The sequence below is a fragment of the Polaromonas sp. P1_E11 genome (assembly GCF_056405995.1).
In genome coordinates, this window is the sequence record NZ_JBFUBA010000002.1 from 1,042,598 (window position 1) to 1,058,575 (window position 15,978).

At 60.9% G+C, this 15,978-nt stretch carries 14 protein-coding genes; 8 read left to right on the forward strand and 6 right to left on the reverse strand.

The window, feature by feature from the left end:
- Positions 1-80: 80 nt before the first annotated feature.
- The 5 genes from AC1D11_RS12460 to rodA form a co-directional block, all read right to left on the reverse strand.
- Positions 81-1,205 (reverse strand): 3-deoxy-7-phosphoheptulonate synthase, encoded by a 1,125-nt coding sequence (locus AC1D11_RS12460; protein WP_477649076.1) that lies wholly within the window; start codon positions 1,203-1,205, stop codon positions 81-83.
- Positions 1,206-1,453: 248 nt separating this feature from the next.
- Entirely contained in the window at positions 1,454-2,977 is a 1,524-nt protein-coding gene (gene tldD, locus AC1D11_RS12465) for a metalloprotease TldD (protein WP_477649077.1), read from the reverse strand.
- 140 nt (positions 2,978-3,117) lie between these two features.
- The gene (locus tag AC1D11_RS12470; protein WP_477649078.1) at positions 3,118-6,588 is read right to left on the reverse strand and encodes a tetratricopeptide repeat protein; all 3,471 of its coding nucleotides are present in this window, start codon (positions 6,586-6,588) and stop codon (positions 3,118-3,120) included.
- A 22-nt stretch (positions 6,589-6,610) separates the two neighbouring features.
- Positions 6,611-6,910 (reverse strand): hypothetical protein, encoded by a 300-nt coding sequence (locus AC1D11_RS12475; RefSeq protein ID WP_477649079.1) that lies wholly within the window; start codon positions 6,908-6,910, stop codon positions 6,611-6,613.
- A gap of 14 nt (positions 6,911-6,924) precedes the next feature.
- Positions 6,925-8,079 (reverse strand): rod shape-determining protein RodA, encoded by a 1,155-nt coding sequence (gene rodA / locus AC1D11_RS12480; RefSeq protein WP_457281082.1) that lies wholly within the window; start codon positions 8,077-8,079, stop codon positions 6,925-6,927.
- Positions 8,080-8,285: 206 nt separating this feature from the next.
- Here rodA and AC1D11_RS12485 point away from each other — a divergent pair, with 206 nt between their 5' ends.
- The 8 genes from AC1D11_RS12485 (at position 8,286) to ruvC (ending at position 15,767) form a co-directional block, all read left to right on the forward strand.
- Positions 8,286-8,882, forward strand: coding sequence for a YqiA/YcfP family alpha/beta fold hydrolase (locus AC1D11_RS12485; RefSeq protein ID WP_477649080.1), 597 nt, complete (start codon positions 8,286-8,288; stop codon positions 8,880-8,882).
- 66 nt (positions 8,883-8,948) lie between these two features.
- Positions 8,949-11,009, forward strand: coding sequence for a ribonuclease catalytic domain-containing protein (locus AC1D11_RS12490; protein WP_477649081.1), 2,061 nt, complete (start codon positions 8,949-8,951; stop codon positions 11,007-11,009).
- 38 nt (positions 11,010-11,047) lie between these two features.
- Entirely contained in the window at positions 11,048-11,911 is an 864-nt protein-coding gene (locus AC1D11_RS12495; protein ID WP_477649082.1) for an energy transducer TonB, read from the forward strand.
- An 8-nt stretch (positions 11,912-11,919) separates the two neighbouring features.
- Positions 11,920-12,771 carry a shikimate dehydrogenase gene (aroE, locus tag AC1D11_RS12500; RefSeq protein WP_477649085.1) on the forward strand — a complete coding sequence of 284 codons (852 nt, stop codon included), beginning with the start codon at positions 11,920-11,922 and terminating at the stop codon, positions 12,769-12,771.
- A gap of 13 nt (positions 12,772-12,784) precedes the next feature.
- Positions 12,785-13,534: a transglycosylase domain-containing protein gene (locus tag AC1D11_RS12505; RefSeq protein ID WP_477649083.1), complete on the forward strand. Its 750-nt coding sequence runs from the start codon at positions 12,785-12,787 to the stop codon at positions 13,532-13,534.
- A gap of 29 nt (positions 13,535-13,563) precedes the next feature.
- On the forward strand, positions 13,564-14,196 hold the full coding sequence (locus AC1D11_RS12510; protein WP_477649084.1) for a lysophospholipid acyltransferase family protein: 633 nt from the start codon (positions 13,564-13,566) through the stop codon (positions 14,194-14,196).
- Entirely contained in the window at positions 14,196-15,176 is a 981-nt protein-coding gene (locus AC1D11_RS12515) for a phosphatidate cytidylyltransferase (RefSeq protein ID WP_477651244.1), read from the forward strand. The genes AC1D11_RS12510 and AC1D11_RS12515 overlap by 1 nt, the downstream gene beginning before the upstream one ends.
- 42 nt (positions 15,177-15,218) lie before the next feature.
- A complete protein-coding gene (gene ruvC, locus AC1D11_RS12520) occupies positions 15,219-15,767 on the forward strand; it encodes a crossover junction endodeoxyribonuclease RuvC (protein ID WP_477648687.1) in 549 nt (182 codons plus the stop codon).
- 34 nt (positions 15,768-15,801) lie between these two features.
- Here the strand turns inward: ruvC and AC1D11_RS12525 are convergent, their stop codons facing one another.
- Positions 15,802-15,978 carry a hypothetical protein gene (locus AC1D11_RS12525; protein ID WP_477648686.1) on the reverse strand — a complete coding sequence of 59 codons (177 nt, stop codon included), beginning with the start codon at positions 15,976-15,978 and terminating at the stop codon, positions 15,802-15,804.

Here is a 15,978-nt window from a genome sequence, read left to right on the forward strand (position 1 = left end):
ATGGGCTCCTGATCAGGGGTTCATGGTCGGCAACTTGCGGGCCCGGCGGCTATTCGCACAAACCCGCGCGTCGGCAAACCCTACTTTTTGGCCCGGCGTGCCTGCACGGCAGTCGAAAGGATTTCCAGCACGTCCAGCGAGTCGTTCCAGCCCAGGCAGGCGTCGGTGATGCTTTTGCCGTATTCCAGCGCTTTTGAGTCGTCCTTGCCGGGCGTGAATTTCTGCGCGCCTGGGTTGAGGTGGCTTTCCACCATCAGGCCGAACACATGGCGTGAGCCGCTGGCCACCTGGCCTGCGATGTCGCGCGCCACTTCGACCTGCTTTTCGTGTTGTTTGGAGCTATTGGCGTGGCTGCAGTCAACCATCAGCGTGGCAGGCAGTTTGGAGGCCTCGAGCTCTTTGCAGGCCGCCGCGACGCTTGCCGCATCGTAGTTCGGTGCCTTGCCGCCGCGCAAGATCACGTGGCAGTCCTTGTTGCCGTTGGTCTGCACGATGGCGACCTGGCCGTTTTTGTGCACCGACAAAAAGTGGTGGCCGCGCGCTGCCGCCTGAATAGCGTCGGTGGCGATACGGATGTTGCCGTCGGTGCCGTTCTTGAAGCCGATGGGCGCCGACAGGCCCGAAGCCAGTTCACGGTGTACCTGGCTTTCCGTCGTACGCGCACCGATGGCGCCCCAGGAAATCAGGTCGCCGATGTATTGCGGCGAGATCACATCGAGGAACTCGCTGCCGGCGGGCAGGCCGATACGATTGATGTCGATCAGCAGCTGGCGTGCGATGCGCAGGCCTTCGTCGATGCGGAAGGTTTCATCAAGGTACGGGTCGTTGATCAGGCCCTTCCAGCCGACGGTGGTGCGCGGTTTTTCGAAGTAAACGCGCATCACGATTTCCAGCGTGCCTTCGTACTTCTTGCGCTGCAGGGCGAGTTTACGGGCGTAGTCCAGTGCGGCCATCGGGTCGTGGATGGAGCACGGCCCGACAACGACAAGCAGACGGTCATCCTTGCCCTGGATGATGTTGTGGATGCTTTTGCGGGTTTTGCTGATCAGCGTCTCGACGGCGGTGCCGCGGATCGGGAAAAAGCGGATGAGATGCTCGGGAGGGGGTAACACGGTGATGTCCTTGATGCGTTCGTCGTCGGTCTGGCTGGTCTTTTCGACGTTCGCATACCAGTTGTCGCTGGCGGAGGTGGGCTTGGCATTCATCGCTGTTTTCCTTTTCTTTCGGGATTTCAATCAGGTCGTCACAAGTCAGGTCATTTAAAAATTGAACGGGCAAAAAAAAACCGCCGGAGGCCGGCGGTTTTTGGAGAATCGGTGCGTTTTATCGGGTCACGCGTTGATCTCTCTACCGCCGGAAGCGCTTGAGAACCAAAAGTAACCGAAGTAAAACTTGGCCGAATTCATAAGCTGAAATGTAGCACAGGTCAAAAACACGCCTTTTCAGGCCCGGATCAGGCTGTTCCGCCCACGGTCAGGCCGTCGATGCGCAGTGTTGGCTGGCCGACGCCCACTGGTACGCTCTGGCCTTCCTTGCCACAGGTGCCCACGCCGCTGTCCAGCGCCATGTCGTTGCCCATCATGGTGACGCGGGTCAGCGCGTCGGGGCCGTTGCCGACAATCGTCGCGCCCTTTACCGGGTAAAGGATCTTGCCGTTTTCCACCCAGAAGGCTTCGCTGGCCGAGAACACGAACTTGCCGGAGGTGATGTCGACCTGACCGCCGCCGAAGTTGGTGGCATACAGACCCTTTTTGATGCTGGCTACGATTTCTTCAGGCTGCTTGTCGCCGCCCAGCATGTAGGTGTTGGTCATGCGCGGCATGGGCACATGGGCGTAGCTTTCGCGGCGGCCGTTGCCCGTGGGCTTGACCTTCATCAGGCGCGCGTTGAGCGAATCCTGGATGTAGCCCTTCAGGATGCCGTCTTCAATCAACACATTGCGCTGACTGGCGTGCCCTTCGTCGTCGACGTTGAGCGACCCGCGGCGATCAGCAATCGTGCCGTCATCCAGCACCGTGACACCCTTGGCCGCCACGCGCTGGCCGATCTTGCCGGAAAACGCGCTGGAGCCCTTGCGGTTGAAATCGCCCTCCAGGCCGTGGCCGATGGCCTCATGCAGCAAAATGCCGGGCCAGCCCGAACCCAACACCACCGTCATTTCGCCGGCCGGCGCGGGGCGTGCATCCAGGTTGGTCAATGCTGCTTTCACGGCGTCGTTCACATATTCGGCAATCTGCGCGTCGTCAAAATAGGCCAGGCCAAAACGCCCGCCGCCGCCGCCCGAGCCGACTTCACGCCGGCCTTTCTGCTCGGCAATCACCGTTACGCTCAGGCGCACCAGCGGGCGCACATCAGCGGCCAGCGTACCGTCGGCGCGCGCCACCATCACCACGTCGTACTCGCTGGCCAAGCCCGCCATGACCTGCACAATGCGCGGGTCCTTGGCTTTGGCGAGTTTTTCCACCTTCTCCAGCAACTTGACCTTGGTGGTGCTGTCCAGCGTGGCGATCGGATCCAGGCCCTGGTAGAGCGAACGGCTGCCGGCGATCTTGCGGACCGGCGTCTTCACGCGCGCCGATTTGCCGCCGGCAGAAATGCTGCGTACGGTGCGCGCCGCGTCGAGCAGCGATGCTTCGGAAATATCGTCGGAATAGGCAAAGGCGGTTTTTTCGCCGCTCACGGCGCGCACGCCCACGCCCTGGTCGATGCTGAAAGAGCCCGTCTTCACGATGCCCTCTTCCAGGCTCCAGCCTTCGCTACGGGTGTACTGGAAGTAGAGATCGGCATCATCAGCGCCGTGGGAGGTGATTTCGCCCAGCGCGCGGCTCAGATGCGCATGCGTGAGGCCGAAAGGCGCCAACAGCAGCTTTTCGGCAACCTCCAGCCGTCCGGATGTGGACTCCACGGTCGGCCGCGCAGCGGAGGAGATAGTGGATTTGTTGGCGGTGGCAGTGGGCGTGGAGCGGAGGGAGGTCATGCGGCCATTGTAGGCAGTCTGCCCTGCCCCGTCAGCGCCTGTTCACGCACCGGTATGAGGCCCAAGGGCTTTGCCCGCGAGTTACGGCCGTCGGTGGGCAAGTCTCGGTCATGATGCCCTGTGCGGGCCCCTCAGCGAACTCAGGCAATTAGCGGCCGGTAACGCATTGACAGCGCTTCGCGCACCTGCTCCAGGGGTTGACGCCAGTCCCCAGCCTCGGCCTGGCGAAATATCCTTGCGCTCGGATACCAGGGGCTATCGCTCCTCTCCAGCAGCCAACGCCAGTCGGGAATGTATGGAACCAGAATCCATACCGGTTTACCCATGGCACCCGCAAGGTGTGCCACGCTGGTATCCGACGTGACAACCAGGTCCAGTGAGTCGATCACAGCCGCGGTATCGGCGAAAGTCTTCAGCGCCTCGCCCGGACAGAGGATGTGTGGTTGCGTCTTCATGACAGGGACGTCCACTTCACGAAGCATGGGTTGAAGGCATATTGCCGGCATTCCGGCGGGCAGGGCCTGCAGAAATTCCGCAAGCCGCAGGGAGCGTAGCCGGTCGCGCTTCTGATTGGCGTTGCCGGACCAGACAATGCCCACCTGAGGGGTGGCAGATCCGGCAAGGGCAGCAAGCCGCTGTTGCCATGCCGCCTTTTTATCGGGATCGGCTTTCAAATAAGACAAGCTCGCCGGCACAAACCCGGTCCGATGATGCCCCAGGGCCAATGGAAGGCTCATCAGGGGGCAATAGCAATCAAACGGCGGCAAGGGCTCATGCTCCTCCAGAACGCGGATCCCCCCCGGAAGAGTCCCCATCAGCTCTTTAAGGCCCGCCTGCACCTGAAGCACCACGTGCGCACCGAGCGCGGCCACTTCAGTGGCGTATCTGGAAAACTGGATGGTGTCTCCAAATCCCTGTTCACATGAGAGCAGGATCGTTTGACCGGCGATAGCTTCCCCGCCGAGCCAGAGAGGCCTGGCGAAGACCTTGCGCTCTTTCACATCTTTTTCTTTCCCGCTCCTGAGCCGCCACTCGTATTCGTTCCAGCCCGTTGCATAGTCGCCATTCAGCAGGGCGCTAAACCCGAGATTGAAATGAGCGGCGAAATTCCCGGGGTCCAGCTCAAGGGCCGTCCGGTAACTTTTGATGGCGTCATCGTGGAAGCCCTGTTCACTCAAGGAAATACCGAGGTGAACCAGCGTATTCGCGTCCCCGGGGTTGAGATCCAGTGCCCGGCGCATCAACGGGATCGCCCGCGCGAAATCTCCCGCAGCCTCACACGCTGCTCCCAAATTGCTCATGATTTGAGCATTCTCAGGCTCCAGTGCGAGCGCTTTTTCGTAGGGCTCTATTGCGCTGAGCGGCAAATTCCGGCTGCTGTACAGGTTCCCCAGATTACACAGAAGGCCCACCGAGTCGGGAAACCGGCGAATACCTTCCCTCATGATCTCCTCGGCTTCCTTCAGTTCATCATGACGAAAGAGTTCATAGCCCAAACCGAGCCACGCCAGCTCAAAACCGGATTCAATCCTGAGTGCTTCCCTAAAATGGTAGATCGCCTGCTCAGGGTTTGTCTCCTGCTGAGCCATAGTGCCCAGCATGAAATGCGCATCAAGCTGGCCCGCATCAAGCATCAGCGCATGCTCAAGCATGGCGGCCGCTTCGAGCAACCGCTTTTGCTCCGATAACACATAGCCCAGATTCACAAAGGCCGACGCGTCCATCGGGTCAGCACAGGTAGCTTCGGAATACATGGCCCCCGCCGCATCCAGCTTGCCGTCCCCCAGCAAGGCGTTGCCCTTTTTCTTCAACTCACCGCACCGTACCAGGTCCCGCGCTGATGTCGCGTCGGGAGGAGGCACCACAGGCTGATAGCGATTCTTGAGCGCCCGGCGCACCTGGGCCAGGGGATGGGCCCAGTCGCCCGGAACGTTCTGCCTGAATATCGTGACGCCGGGATACCACGGACTATCGGTCCTATTCAATAACCAGCGCCAGTCGGGAATATGGGACACCAGCAGCCAAACCGGCTTTCCCAGCGCACCCGCCGCATGCGCCACGCTGGTGTCAACCGTCACCACAAGGTCAAGTGCGTCAATCAACGCCGCAGTGTCCGAGAAACTCTTGAGTTCGGGCCCCAAAAAAGTAACCCTTGAATCAGCCTTCATTACCGGCAGGTCCGATTCGCGCACCTCGGGTTGCAGGCACACCGCATGCACGCCGGCAGGCAGCAACTTGAGAAATTCGGCTAACGCGATGGAGCGCTGGCCATCCCGTTCGTGATGCACATACCCCGACCAGACGACGCCGATTTTTGGCACTGAGGGCTGGCCCATGTCCGCCAGCCGGCGTTGCCACTCCAAACGTTTGGCGGCATCGGCTTTCAGGTAGTGCTGTTGGGACGGTATGTAGCCACTGCGATGATGGCCCAAAGCCAGGGGCAGGCTCATCAGGGGGCAATGCACATCAAATGACGGCAGGGGATGGTCCTGCTCCACCACAAGGGCAACACCGGCCAGTCCGGCCATGAGTTCACCGAGCCCCCGCTGAACCTGCAGCACAACGCGCGCGCCCAACGCCGCCACATCCGCCGCATACCGGCAAAACTGCAGCGTATCGCCGTAACCCTGCTCGCAGTGCAACAAAATGGTCTTGCCTTCGATCGACTGAGCCCCAAGCCACAACGGCTGCGGGAAAACCTTGTGAGGCCTGAAGGCCGCGTCCAGCGGCATACGAAATCGCCACTCATACTCCGGCCATCCCGTTGCATAGTCCCCCGCCACCAGGCTGACAAGGGCGAGGCTGATATGGCTGCGCAAATGCTCGGGATCCAGCTTGACGGCGGCATTGAAGCTCTTTGCGGCGTCTTCAAAACACGCTCTTGACCAAAGTCGCAGGCCCAGTTCGAAGAGGATATTCACCTCGCCAGGCTTGAGCGTCAGTGCGCGCCGCATCAGGGTGACTGCATGCTCATGTTCGCCCGCGTCATCGCGGGCAATGCCAAGCGCGGCCATAAACTGCGCATTCTGCGGATCCGTTGCCAGGGCCTGCTCGTAACTCTCGATGGCCCTGAGCGGTAAATTCCGGCTACTGTCCAGATTTCCCAATCTGAAGAGCAGCCCTGCCGATTGCGGGAAACGAATCATTCCGCCGCGGATAGCCTTTTCCGCGTCGTCGCGCTCTCCGCTTGCCAGCAACGCGTCAACCAGCCCCTCGTAGGCAGCCTCCAGCCCCGGATCGATACGCAAGACTTCACCGAAGCGATAGACCGCGCGCGGCAGGTCACCTTGCCTTAGTGCCATCGTGCCCAAGACCAGATGGGCGTCCGGCCGATTGGGATCGAGAACCAGGGCGACGTCCAGTGCCGCCCGCGCTTCCATCAGCTTTTTTTGCTCAAGCTGGGCACGCGCAAGGCCGACAAAGGCCGATACATCACCCGGGTCGGCTTCGGTGGCTTCGCGATAGAGCCGGGCTGCCTCATAAAACCGGCCTTCTGCCAGCGAGGCATTGCCTTCCTTTTTGAGTGCAGCGCAGCGGTCATCGTCGGGGGTATCGGCGCCGATCGCCACGCTCGACGAGGCAGGCAGGATCTTTTTTAGAAGTCCGAACATGCTGCTCCAGAAACTGTCATGACTACAGCTGCAAGGAAAGCCACCGCGTCAATTCGTCGGCATAGGCATCATTGACGCCGCGGTCTTTCAGCGTCCACAAAAAGGCGTTGCCCAGTTTGGCTTTTTGGTAGGTATTGAGTTTGTTCGCCCGTTTAAAGGCGGCGAGTTCATGCGACATCTTTACCAGCGTTTTTTCTGCTTTTTCTGCAAATTTCTTTTCATTCACCGACTCCTTGGCCGGCAGCTCGCGGATCACCAGTTCCGCCAGGGAAATACCGCACTGACCTGCGGCCCGTGTGTCAAACCAGTCAAAAAATCCCATGTGAACCTCCTTGTTTAGCTCTGCACCAAACGCTTGGCCTTGGCAATAGACATCAGCATGCCGATGGCCAGCCCCAGCGTCACCATGGCCGTGCCGCCATAGCTGATGAAAGGCAGCGGCACGCCCACTACGGGCAGGATGCCGCTGACCATGCCCATGTTGACGAAAGCATAAGTGAAAAAAATCATGGTCAGCGCACCGGCCAGCAGGCGCGAAAACAGGGTCGAGGCCTCCAGCGCAATGGCCAGCCCGCGCAAAATCAGGAAGATAAACGCTGCAATCAACAACAGATTTCCCAACAGACCGAACTCTTCGGAATACGCCGCGAAGATGAAGTCAGTGGTGCGCTCGGGAATGAACTCCAGGTGCGTCTGGGTGCCGGCCATAAAGCCCTTGCCGGTGATGCCGCCCGAGCCAATGGCGATCATGCCCTGGATGATGTGAAAGCCCTTGCCCAGCGGGTCGCGCGACGGGTCGAGCAGCGTGCAGATGCGCTGCTGCTGGTAGTCGTGCAGGATGGGCCAGCGCACGCCGTCGGCGCAGATTTGCGGCTCGAACCACACCACGAGGAACACGCCGATGAGGCCCAGCAGCACTGGCGGCAGGATCAGCTTCCAGCTCAGCCCGGCGAAAAAGATCACCGCCAGCCCCGCGGCCAGTACCAGCAGGGAAGTTCCCAGATCAGGCTGCTTCATGATGAGCCCAACTGGAACGACCAGCAGCAGCCCGGCGGCCAGGAAGTCCAGCGGGCGCAGTTGGCCTTCGCGTTTCTGGAACCACCAGGCCAGCATCAGCGGCATGGCGATTTTCAGGATTTCGCTGGGCTGGATCACCACGCCCACATTCAGCCAGCGCCGCGCACCTTTTTTGGTGACGCCAAAGATCGCCACCGCCACCAGCAAGGCCACGCCGGCGATGTACAGCGGCACGGCAAACGCCATCAGGCGCTGGGGTGGAACCTGGGCCACCACAAACATGATGGCGCCGGCAATCAGCATGTTGCGGCCATGGTCAACAAACCGGGTGCCGTGGTCATATCCTGACGAATACATGATCAGGAGGCCTGCACAGGCCAGCAAAAACACCGCAAACGCCAGGAGGCCGTCAAAGCCCTGGAGCAAAGGCAAGGTTCGCTGATAAAGGGAGGGTTTGTCGAAAACGGCGGCCATGCGCGGATTATCCGTCAGCCTTGAAGCCGAAAACGCGCGGCCGGGCATCCCGCGGAGGCGAGTTTTGCTATCAATTAAATAGCTGCTTGCGCCCGACCTGATTGGCTTGAAACCCTGTTTTACTTAAAACCGGCAGCAAACACCGCGAAACCCCGGAAATCGGTCCCGGCAAAATCCGGGGGTGGCCGGCCCGTCTAACATGCGGCATGCGCACCACCCACCTGCTCTATCTCCACGGATTTCGTTCGTCCCCGCAATCCGTGAAAGCAAAAAAAATGGCCGCTGCCGTGCAGCAGCGCCATCCCGCCGTTCACTGGTGGTGCCCGCAGCTGCCGCCTTCACCGCACGCCGCGCTGCAGATGGTGAAGGACGAAATTGCCGGCTGGCCCGGCAAGCCGGGCTACCAAAGCATGGGCGTGATCGGTTCTTCGCTGGGCGGCTTTTACGCCACTGCGGTGGCCGAACAGGCTGGGTGCAAGGCCGTGCTGCTCAACCCGGCCGTGGAGCCGGCGCGCGACCTTGCCCGCTACATCGGCGAACAAACGGCCTGGAACAACCCGGAAGAACACTTTTTCTTCGAGCCCCACTTTGTGGATGAGCTGAAAGCGCAGCAGGCCGGACCGCTGAAAACGCCACAAAATTACTTCACCATCGTCGCGAAGGGTGACGAAGTGCTGGACTGGCGTGAAATGACGGCCCGTTATGCGGGCGCTCACATCCGGCTTCTTGAAGGGGGTGACCACGCCCTCAGCGACTTTGACCGCCACCTCCCGGCAATTCTCGACTTCCTGGCATTGGCCTGAAATCTCTCTGAAGCAGCCCTGATTACACTAGTCTCAAGTCATCAAAGACACCAAAGGGATCCCGTTTTGTTTGTATTGTTTGAAGAAGCCGGCAAGTTCCTGGCCGGCCGCATTTTGTCCGAGAGCGATGCGTCGCTGCAGGTTGAGCTCGACTCGGGCAAGCGTGTGAAAGTCAAGGGCGTCAATGCCTTGCTGAGATTTGAAAAACCGTCGCCCGCCGACATGATGGCCGCGGGCCAGAAATTGAGCCAGGACATTGAGCTGGACCTGGCCTGGGAATTCGCCAGCGAAGACGAATTCGGCTTTGCCGACCTGGCGCGCGACTACTTCAGCGCCGACGGCAAGGCTGCCTCGCTGGAACAGCAGGCCGCAGCGCTCTTTCGCCTGTATGACGCGCCGCATTACTTCCGCCGCGCCGGCAAGGGACGCTTCAAGAAGGCACCGGCGGAAATCCTGCAGCAGGCGTTAGCCGCCATCGAAAAGAAAAAGCAGGTCGCGGCGCAAATCACCGCCTGGGCCGAAGAACTGGGCCGCGGCGAATGCCCGGCGCCGGTGCGCGAGCAGCTCTACAAAATCCTCTTCAGGCCCGACAAGAACAGCGCGGAATACAAGGCTGTCGTTGAGGCCTCGCGCGCCACGCACACCGCGCCGCTCGATTTGCTGCAAAAGGCCGACGCCATCGCCTCGCCCTACCAGTTCCACTGGAAGCGCTTTTTATTCGAGAACTTTCCCAAAGGCACGGGTTTCCCGGCGCTGCAGGCGCCCGAAGTCAAGGACGAATTGCCGCTGGCCGACGTGAAAGCGTTTTCCATCGACGACTCAGCCACCACCGAAATCGACGACGCGTTGTCCGTACAGGGCCTGGGCAGCGGCATTGTCACGCTGGGCATCCACATCGCCGCGCCGGGCCTGGCCGTATTGCCCGGCAGCCCGATTGACACCGTGGGCCGAGCGCGGCTTTCCACCGTGTACATGCCCGGCTACAAGCTGACCATGCTGCCGGATGAAATCGTCAAAAGCTATACGCTGCAGGAAGGCCGCAACTGCCCGGCCCTGTCGCTGTACCTCACGCTCGATGAGGCCACGCTGGAGATCAAGGAAAGCGTGACCCGGCTGGAGCAGGTGCCCATCGTCAGCAACCTGCGTCACGACGTGCTGGACAGCACCTTCACCGAGGCTTTTTTTGAAACTGCGCAAAGCAATCCGCCTGCCGGCGTGCAATGGGGTGTGGAGCTGACCTTTCTGCACCGGCTGGCCAAACACCTGAAGGGGCAGCGCGAAATCGTGCGCGGCAAGCCCGAAAACTTCAACCGGCCCGACTACAACTTCAGGCTGGATAACCCCACAGGCGGCGAGCCCCAGGGCAACGAGACGGTCAGCATCAGCACGCGCCAGCGCGGCGCACCGCTGGACTTGATCGTGGCCGAGGCCATGATCCTGGCGAACAGCACCTGGGGCGAGTGGCTGGCCGAGCACGGCGTGCCGGGCATTTACCGCAGCCAGGCCAGCCTGGCGCCCGGCGTGAAAGTGCGCATGGGCACCAAGGCCCTGCCGCACGCGGGCATCGGCGTCAAAAGCTATGCCTGGAGTACCTCGCCACTGCGCCGCTACACCGACCTGGTCAACCAGTGGCAAATCATTGCCTGCGCACGCCATGGCCGCACGGCGGCACTGGCTGCACCGTTCAAGCCCAAGGACGCCGAGCTGTTTTCCATCATCTCGGGCTTTGACGCCGCCTACAGCGCCTATAACGGGTTCCAGGCCGGCATTGAGCGCTACTGGACACTCAAATACCTGCAGCAGAACAACATCACCGAGCTGACGGCCACCGCCTTCAAGGACAACCTGGTGCGCGCCGACGAGTTGCCGCTGGTGCTGCCGGCCGCTGGTGCGCAGGGCCTGCCGCGTGGCGCGAAGGTGCGTATAAAGCTGGGCGAGATCGACGAGATCACGCTGGATATTTCCGGCACGGTGGTCGAGCGGCTGGACATGGAGATGGATGAGTCTCCTGATCCGCTGGGCGAGGAGGATGGCGAGTCCGAGATGGCCGCCGGCCCGATCTCGATTGCAGTCGATGTCAATGAGCCACAAACCGATGCCGCTGTGGCGGCTCCGGTCGCCGGTTAACACCGCAATACGCTCATAAACACCGATAATCTCTTCCTGTGAAGTCACCAAGCACACTGCAAATCGCCCTGGGCGCCTCCATCGCCTTTCATGCGGTGTTGCTGACGGCGCGTTTTGTTGATCCGGAGCGGTTTAACCGCGTCTTCCAGGACACGCCGCTGGAAGTGATCCTGGTCAATGCCAAGTCCAACGAAAAGCCCGACTTTGCCAAAGCCATCGCACAGGCCTCGCTGGCCGGCGGCGGCGAGATGGAAAAGGGCCGCGCCACCTCTCCCTTGCCGCCTTCGGCCCTGACTCAAATCGGCGAGTCTGATGAGGACTCACAACGCAAGGTTGAGTCGATGCAGGAACAGCAAACACAATTGTTGGCCCAACTCAAAAACGAGCTGGCATCCATGCCACCACCGGATCCAAGGCTGATGGCCAATGATCCGCTCCAGGCGGAGCAAAAAGAGCGGCGCCGCCAGATGATCAAAATTCTGGGCGAAATTGAAAAGCGCATCAACGAAGAAAATGCCAAGCCAAAGAAACGCTATATCAGCCCGGCTACAAGTGAACAGGTCTATGCGATTTACTACGACGTCCTGCGTCGCAAGGTTGAGCATCAAGGCACGATGTATTTCCCCGAAATGGGTGGTAAAAAACTTTACGGTGACCTGATCATGACTATTGTCGTGAACTTCGATGGGCAAGTTGTTGAAACGACCATTGAACGCAGTTCGGGCAATACCTTTCTTGACAGGCGGGCACAGGCGATTGCAAAGAGCTCCGGGCCTTTTGGCACGGTCCCTATAAATGTACGAAGTGGCCTCTTGCGTACGGGCTTTAATCGCCTTGCTTTCGTCCAGACCTTCACCTTCAATCGCGACGACACGCTTGAGACCAAACTCACAAGCCGCTGAGCTCATGAATACGTCCCGCCATGGATAAATATTACGTCCTGGGCAACCCGATCGCGCACAGCAAATCCCCGCTGATCCACGCACGATTTGCCGAGCTCACGGGGCAATCCCTGCAATACGACCGCCTGCTGGTGCCGCTGGAGGCGTTCGCCGCCACACTGGCTGAACTGGTACGGGGCGGCGTAAAAGGCTGCAACGTCACGGTGCCTTTCAAGCTGCAGGCCTTTGCAGCCGCTGCCACGCAGACTGACAGGGCTCAACTGGCCCAGGCCGCCAACACCCTGGTACTGCAAGGCGGCGCCATCCACGCCGACAACACCGACGGTGTAGGCCTGGTGAACGACATCCAGAACAATGCCGGTGTTTCACTGGCCGGGCGGGATGTGTTGCTGATCGGTGCGGGCGGCGCTGGCGCTGGCGCGTTGGCCACCCTGCTGGGGGCAGGACCACGCCGGCTGGTGCTGGTCAACCGCACGCGGGCGAAAGCCGACGCGCTGGTGGCACGCCACCGGGCACACGCGTCCATGCAAGGTCTGCTACAAAAAACAGAGCTGCTCGCGCACGATTTGCAAGGGCTGCAGGGCAATTTCGATGTAATTATCAATGCCAGCGCAAGCAGCCTGGCGGGCGAAGGTGTGCCGGTTCCAGCCAGCGTGCTCAAGGCAGGCTCGCTGGCCTGCGACATGATGTACGGCCCCCCAGCTGCGGGCTTCATGGCCTGGGCCCGGGACAACGGCGCGACGCCGCGCGACGGGCTGGGCATGCTGGTGGAACAGGCCGCCGAGGCCTTCGCACTGTGGCGCGGGGTTCGTCCGCCCTCTGCCCAGGTATTGCAGGAAATGCGGGCGCAGCTGGCATGAAGGCATGCACGCCATGAAAGCGCTTTTCAGGCTCATCGGCCTCGGGCTGCTGGCAGGCCTGGCGCTGCAGCTGTTTTTTGTGGCGCGCATTGCCATGATGGCCGTGGTGGACCCGGAATCCACCGCGTTCCAGCGTTCGGAGGCCTACCAGGTAGTGCGCAACACCGGATCCCTCAAATGGCGGCAGCAATGGGTGCCTTACGACGACCTGCCGGATAACCTCAAGCGCGCAGTAATCGCATCGGAAGATGCCAGCTTCGCCGAGCATGACGGCGTGGACATGGAAGCGCTTGAAAAGGCCTGGGACAAAAACGCCAAGGCCGAGCTGCGCGCCGCACAGTCCGCCAGCCGTCTGGCCCCCACCAAGGCAGCGGCAACACCCGCCAGGCCGGTAAAAATTATTGGCGGCTCCACCATCACCCAGCAGCTCGCCAAAAACCTGTTCCTGTCGGGTGAGCGCACGCTTTTGCGCAAAGGCCAGGAGCTGGTGCTGACGCTGCTGCTTGAAGCCCTGCTCGGCAAGGAGCGCATTCTGGAAATCTACCTCAACAGCGTGGAGTGGGGCGAAGGCATTTTTGGCGCCGAAGCGGCTGCGCAGCACTATTACCGCAAGCCCGCGTCAAAACTGAGCGCCTACGAATCTGCGCGGCTGGCCGTCATGCTGCCACGCCCCAAATACTTTGAAACGCGGCCCGGCTCGGGCTACCTGGCTTCGCGCGCCAGCACCATCACGGCCCGCATGGGCGGTGTGGAATTGCCTTGAATGCTGAACAGCAAAAAGGGCCGAATCCCATGAACGACAAGTTTTCTCCCATCCTGGCCAAGCTGATGGGGCTTTTCCTGCTGGGACTGATCCGCACGCTGACCGGTGCACAGGCCCGCTGGCAAGGCTGCCCGCCCAAGGCGGAACAGCGTATTTATTTTGCCAACCACCAGAGCCATGCCGACCTGGTGCTGATGTGGGCGGCGCTGCCGGAAGAGCTTCGCAGCATCACGCGGCCGATTGCCGCGAAGGACTACTGGACCAAAACGCCTTTCAAGAAATGGATCACCACGGCGGTCTTCAACGCGATTTACGTAGACCGTGCCAAGACCGGCGACCAGGACCCGCTGGAGCCGCTGATCGATGCCCTGAACAGCGGGGATTCGATCATCCTGTTTCCGGAAGGCACGCGCGGCAATCAGGAAGAGCCGCAAAAATTCAAGGCAGGCCTTTACAACCTGGCGATGAAATTCCCGCAGGTGGTACTGGTGCCGGCCTGGATCAACAATGTGCAGCGCGTCATGCCCAAGGGTGAAGTCGTGCCGGTGCCCATTTTGTGTTCGGTCACCTTTGGCGCACCTGTCGCGCTGACCCCTGGCGAAGACCGGGGCGAATTCCTGGCGCGCGCACGCCAGGCGGTCATGGCGCTGCGGGAATCCTGATGAACACCTTTTTGCGCAACCTTTCCCCCTCACACCAGGTCGGCCTGCTGTTCGTATTCGTGTTCGGCATCCTGACCGTGATCAGCGTGGCTGCGTTCGTGATGGCCCTCAAGGACACGCACGAAGACGACCTGCACACCCAGAAACTCAAGGAATTCAACGGCCTGCTGCGTACCTCGTGGTTCATGTCCACGGTGTTCTGGATCGGCTGGACGCTGGGAGAAACCGTGGCGACCGTGCTGTTCGGCATGGTGGCTTTTTTTGCGCTGCGCGAATTCATCACGCTTTCACCGACCCGGCAGGGTGACCACCGCAGTCTGGTGCTGGCCTTTTTTGTCGTGCTGCCGGTGCAGTTTGCGCTGGTCATCACGCGGCACTTTGACCTGGTGACCGTGTTCATTCCGGTCTACGTGTTCCTGGCGATACCGGTGGTCAGCGCGCTGGCCGACGACCCGCACCGTTTCCTCGAACGCAACGCCAAGCTGCAATGGGGCATCATGGTCTGCGTCTACGGCATCAGCCACGTGCCTGCCCTGCTGCTGCTGAAGTTTCCCAACTACCAGGGCAAGAACGCCTTTTTGGTGTTCTTCCTGGTGTTTGTGGTGCAAAGCTGCATGATCGTCCAGCACCTGGTGGGCCGCAAACTGCAACGACCGGGCAGCGCGCCCAATGTCAGCAAAAGCTTTAACTGGACCAGCTGGTTGATCGCCGTCGTTGGGGCCAGCCTGCTGGGCGGCCTGCTCGCGGGCCTCACGCCCTTCAAGCCGGCGCAGGCGGTGGCCATGGCTTTCATTGCCTGCGTATCAGGCTCGCTCGGGCACCTGGTGATGAAAGCCCTCAAGCGTGACCGCGGCATTCCCAACTGGGGGAACCGCGGCGTGGGCGTCACCGGTGCCAGCGGCCTGCTGGACCGCGTGGATGCGCTGTGCTTTGGTGCACCCATCTTCTTTCACTCGGTTCGATGGTATTTTGGGCTGTAAGCCAATATAAATGGGCGTGAGCAGCTACCAAATGCATAGCACATGAGAATCCTCGGAATCGACCCCGGCCTGCAGGTCGCAGGTTTTGGCGTGATCGACATGGACGGCCAGCACCTGCGTTATGTGGCCAGCGGCACCATCAAGACCACACATATGGAACGCAGCGATTTGCCGGGCCGGCTGAAAGTGCTGTTTGAGGGCGTGTGCGAAGTGGTGGAGCGCTACCAGCCCGACGCGGCCTCTGTCGAAATCGTTTTTGTCAACGTCAACCCGCAGGCGACGCTGCTGCTGGGCCAGGCGCGCGGGGCCTGCATTACAGCCCTGGTCTCGCGCCAGCTGACGGTGGCGGAATACACGGCGCTGCAGCTCAAAAAGGCGGTTGCGGGCTATGGCAAGGCGGGCAAGGCCGAGGTGCAGGAGATGGTGATGCGCCTGCTGAAGCTGCCCTCCCTGCCTGGCAAAGACGCGGCCGACGCGCTGGGGCTGGCGATTACCCACGCCCATGTCGGCAGCGCCATGGCGCGGCTGGCTCAGGCCAGTGGCACAGGTGCAGGAATGGCGGGAAACTATCGAGGTGGGCGCAGCCGCTAACGCAGCAGGAGCATCCAGGCAGCCCGTTGACTCGCTATGCAACGCGCTCGAGTATCAGTACCGCAAAAAATCCGAACGCGGCGATCAACGTCCATTTGAGGATGATGAGGCCAAAGCGCTTGAAACGCGCCTGCCCGGTACCGGCGTAAAACATGAACGACACCACTGCGGCCAGCAAAAACAGCAGGATGAGCCAGCGAAACAGCAGCAT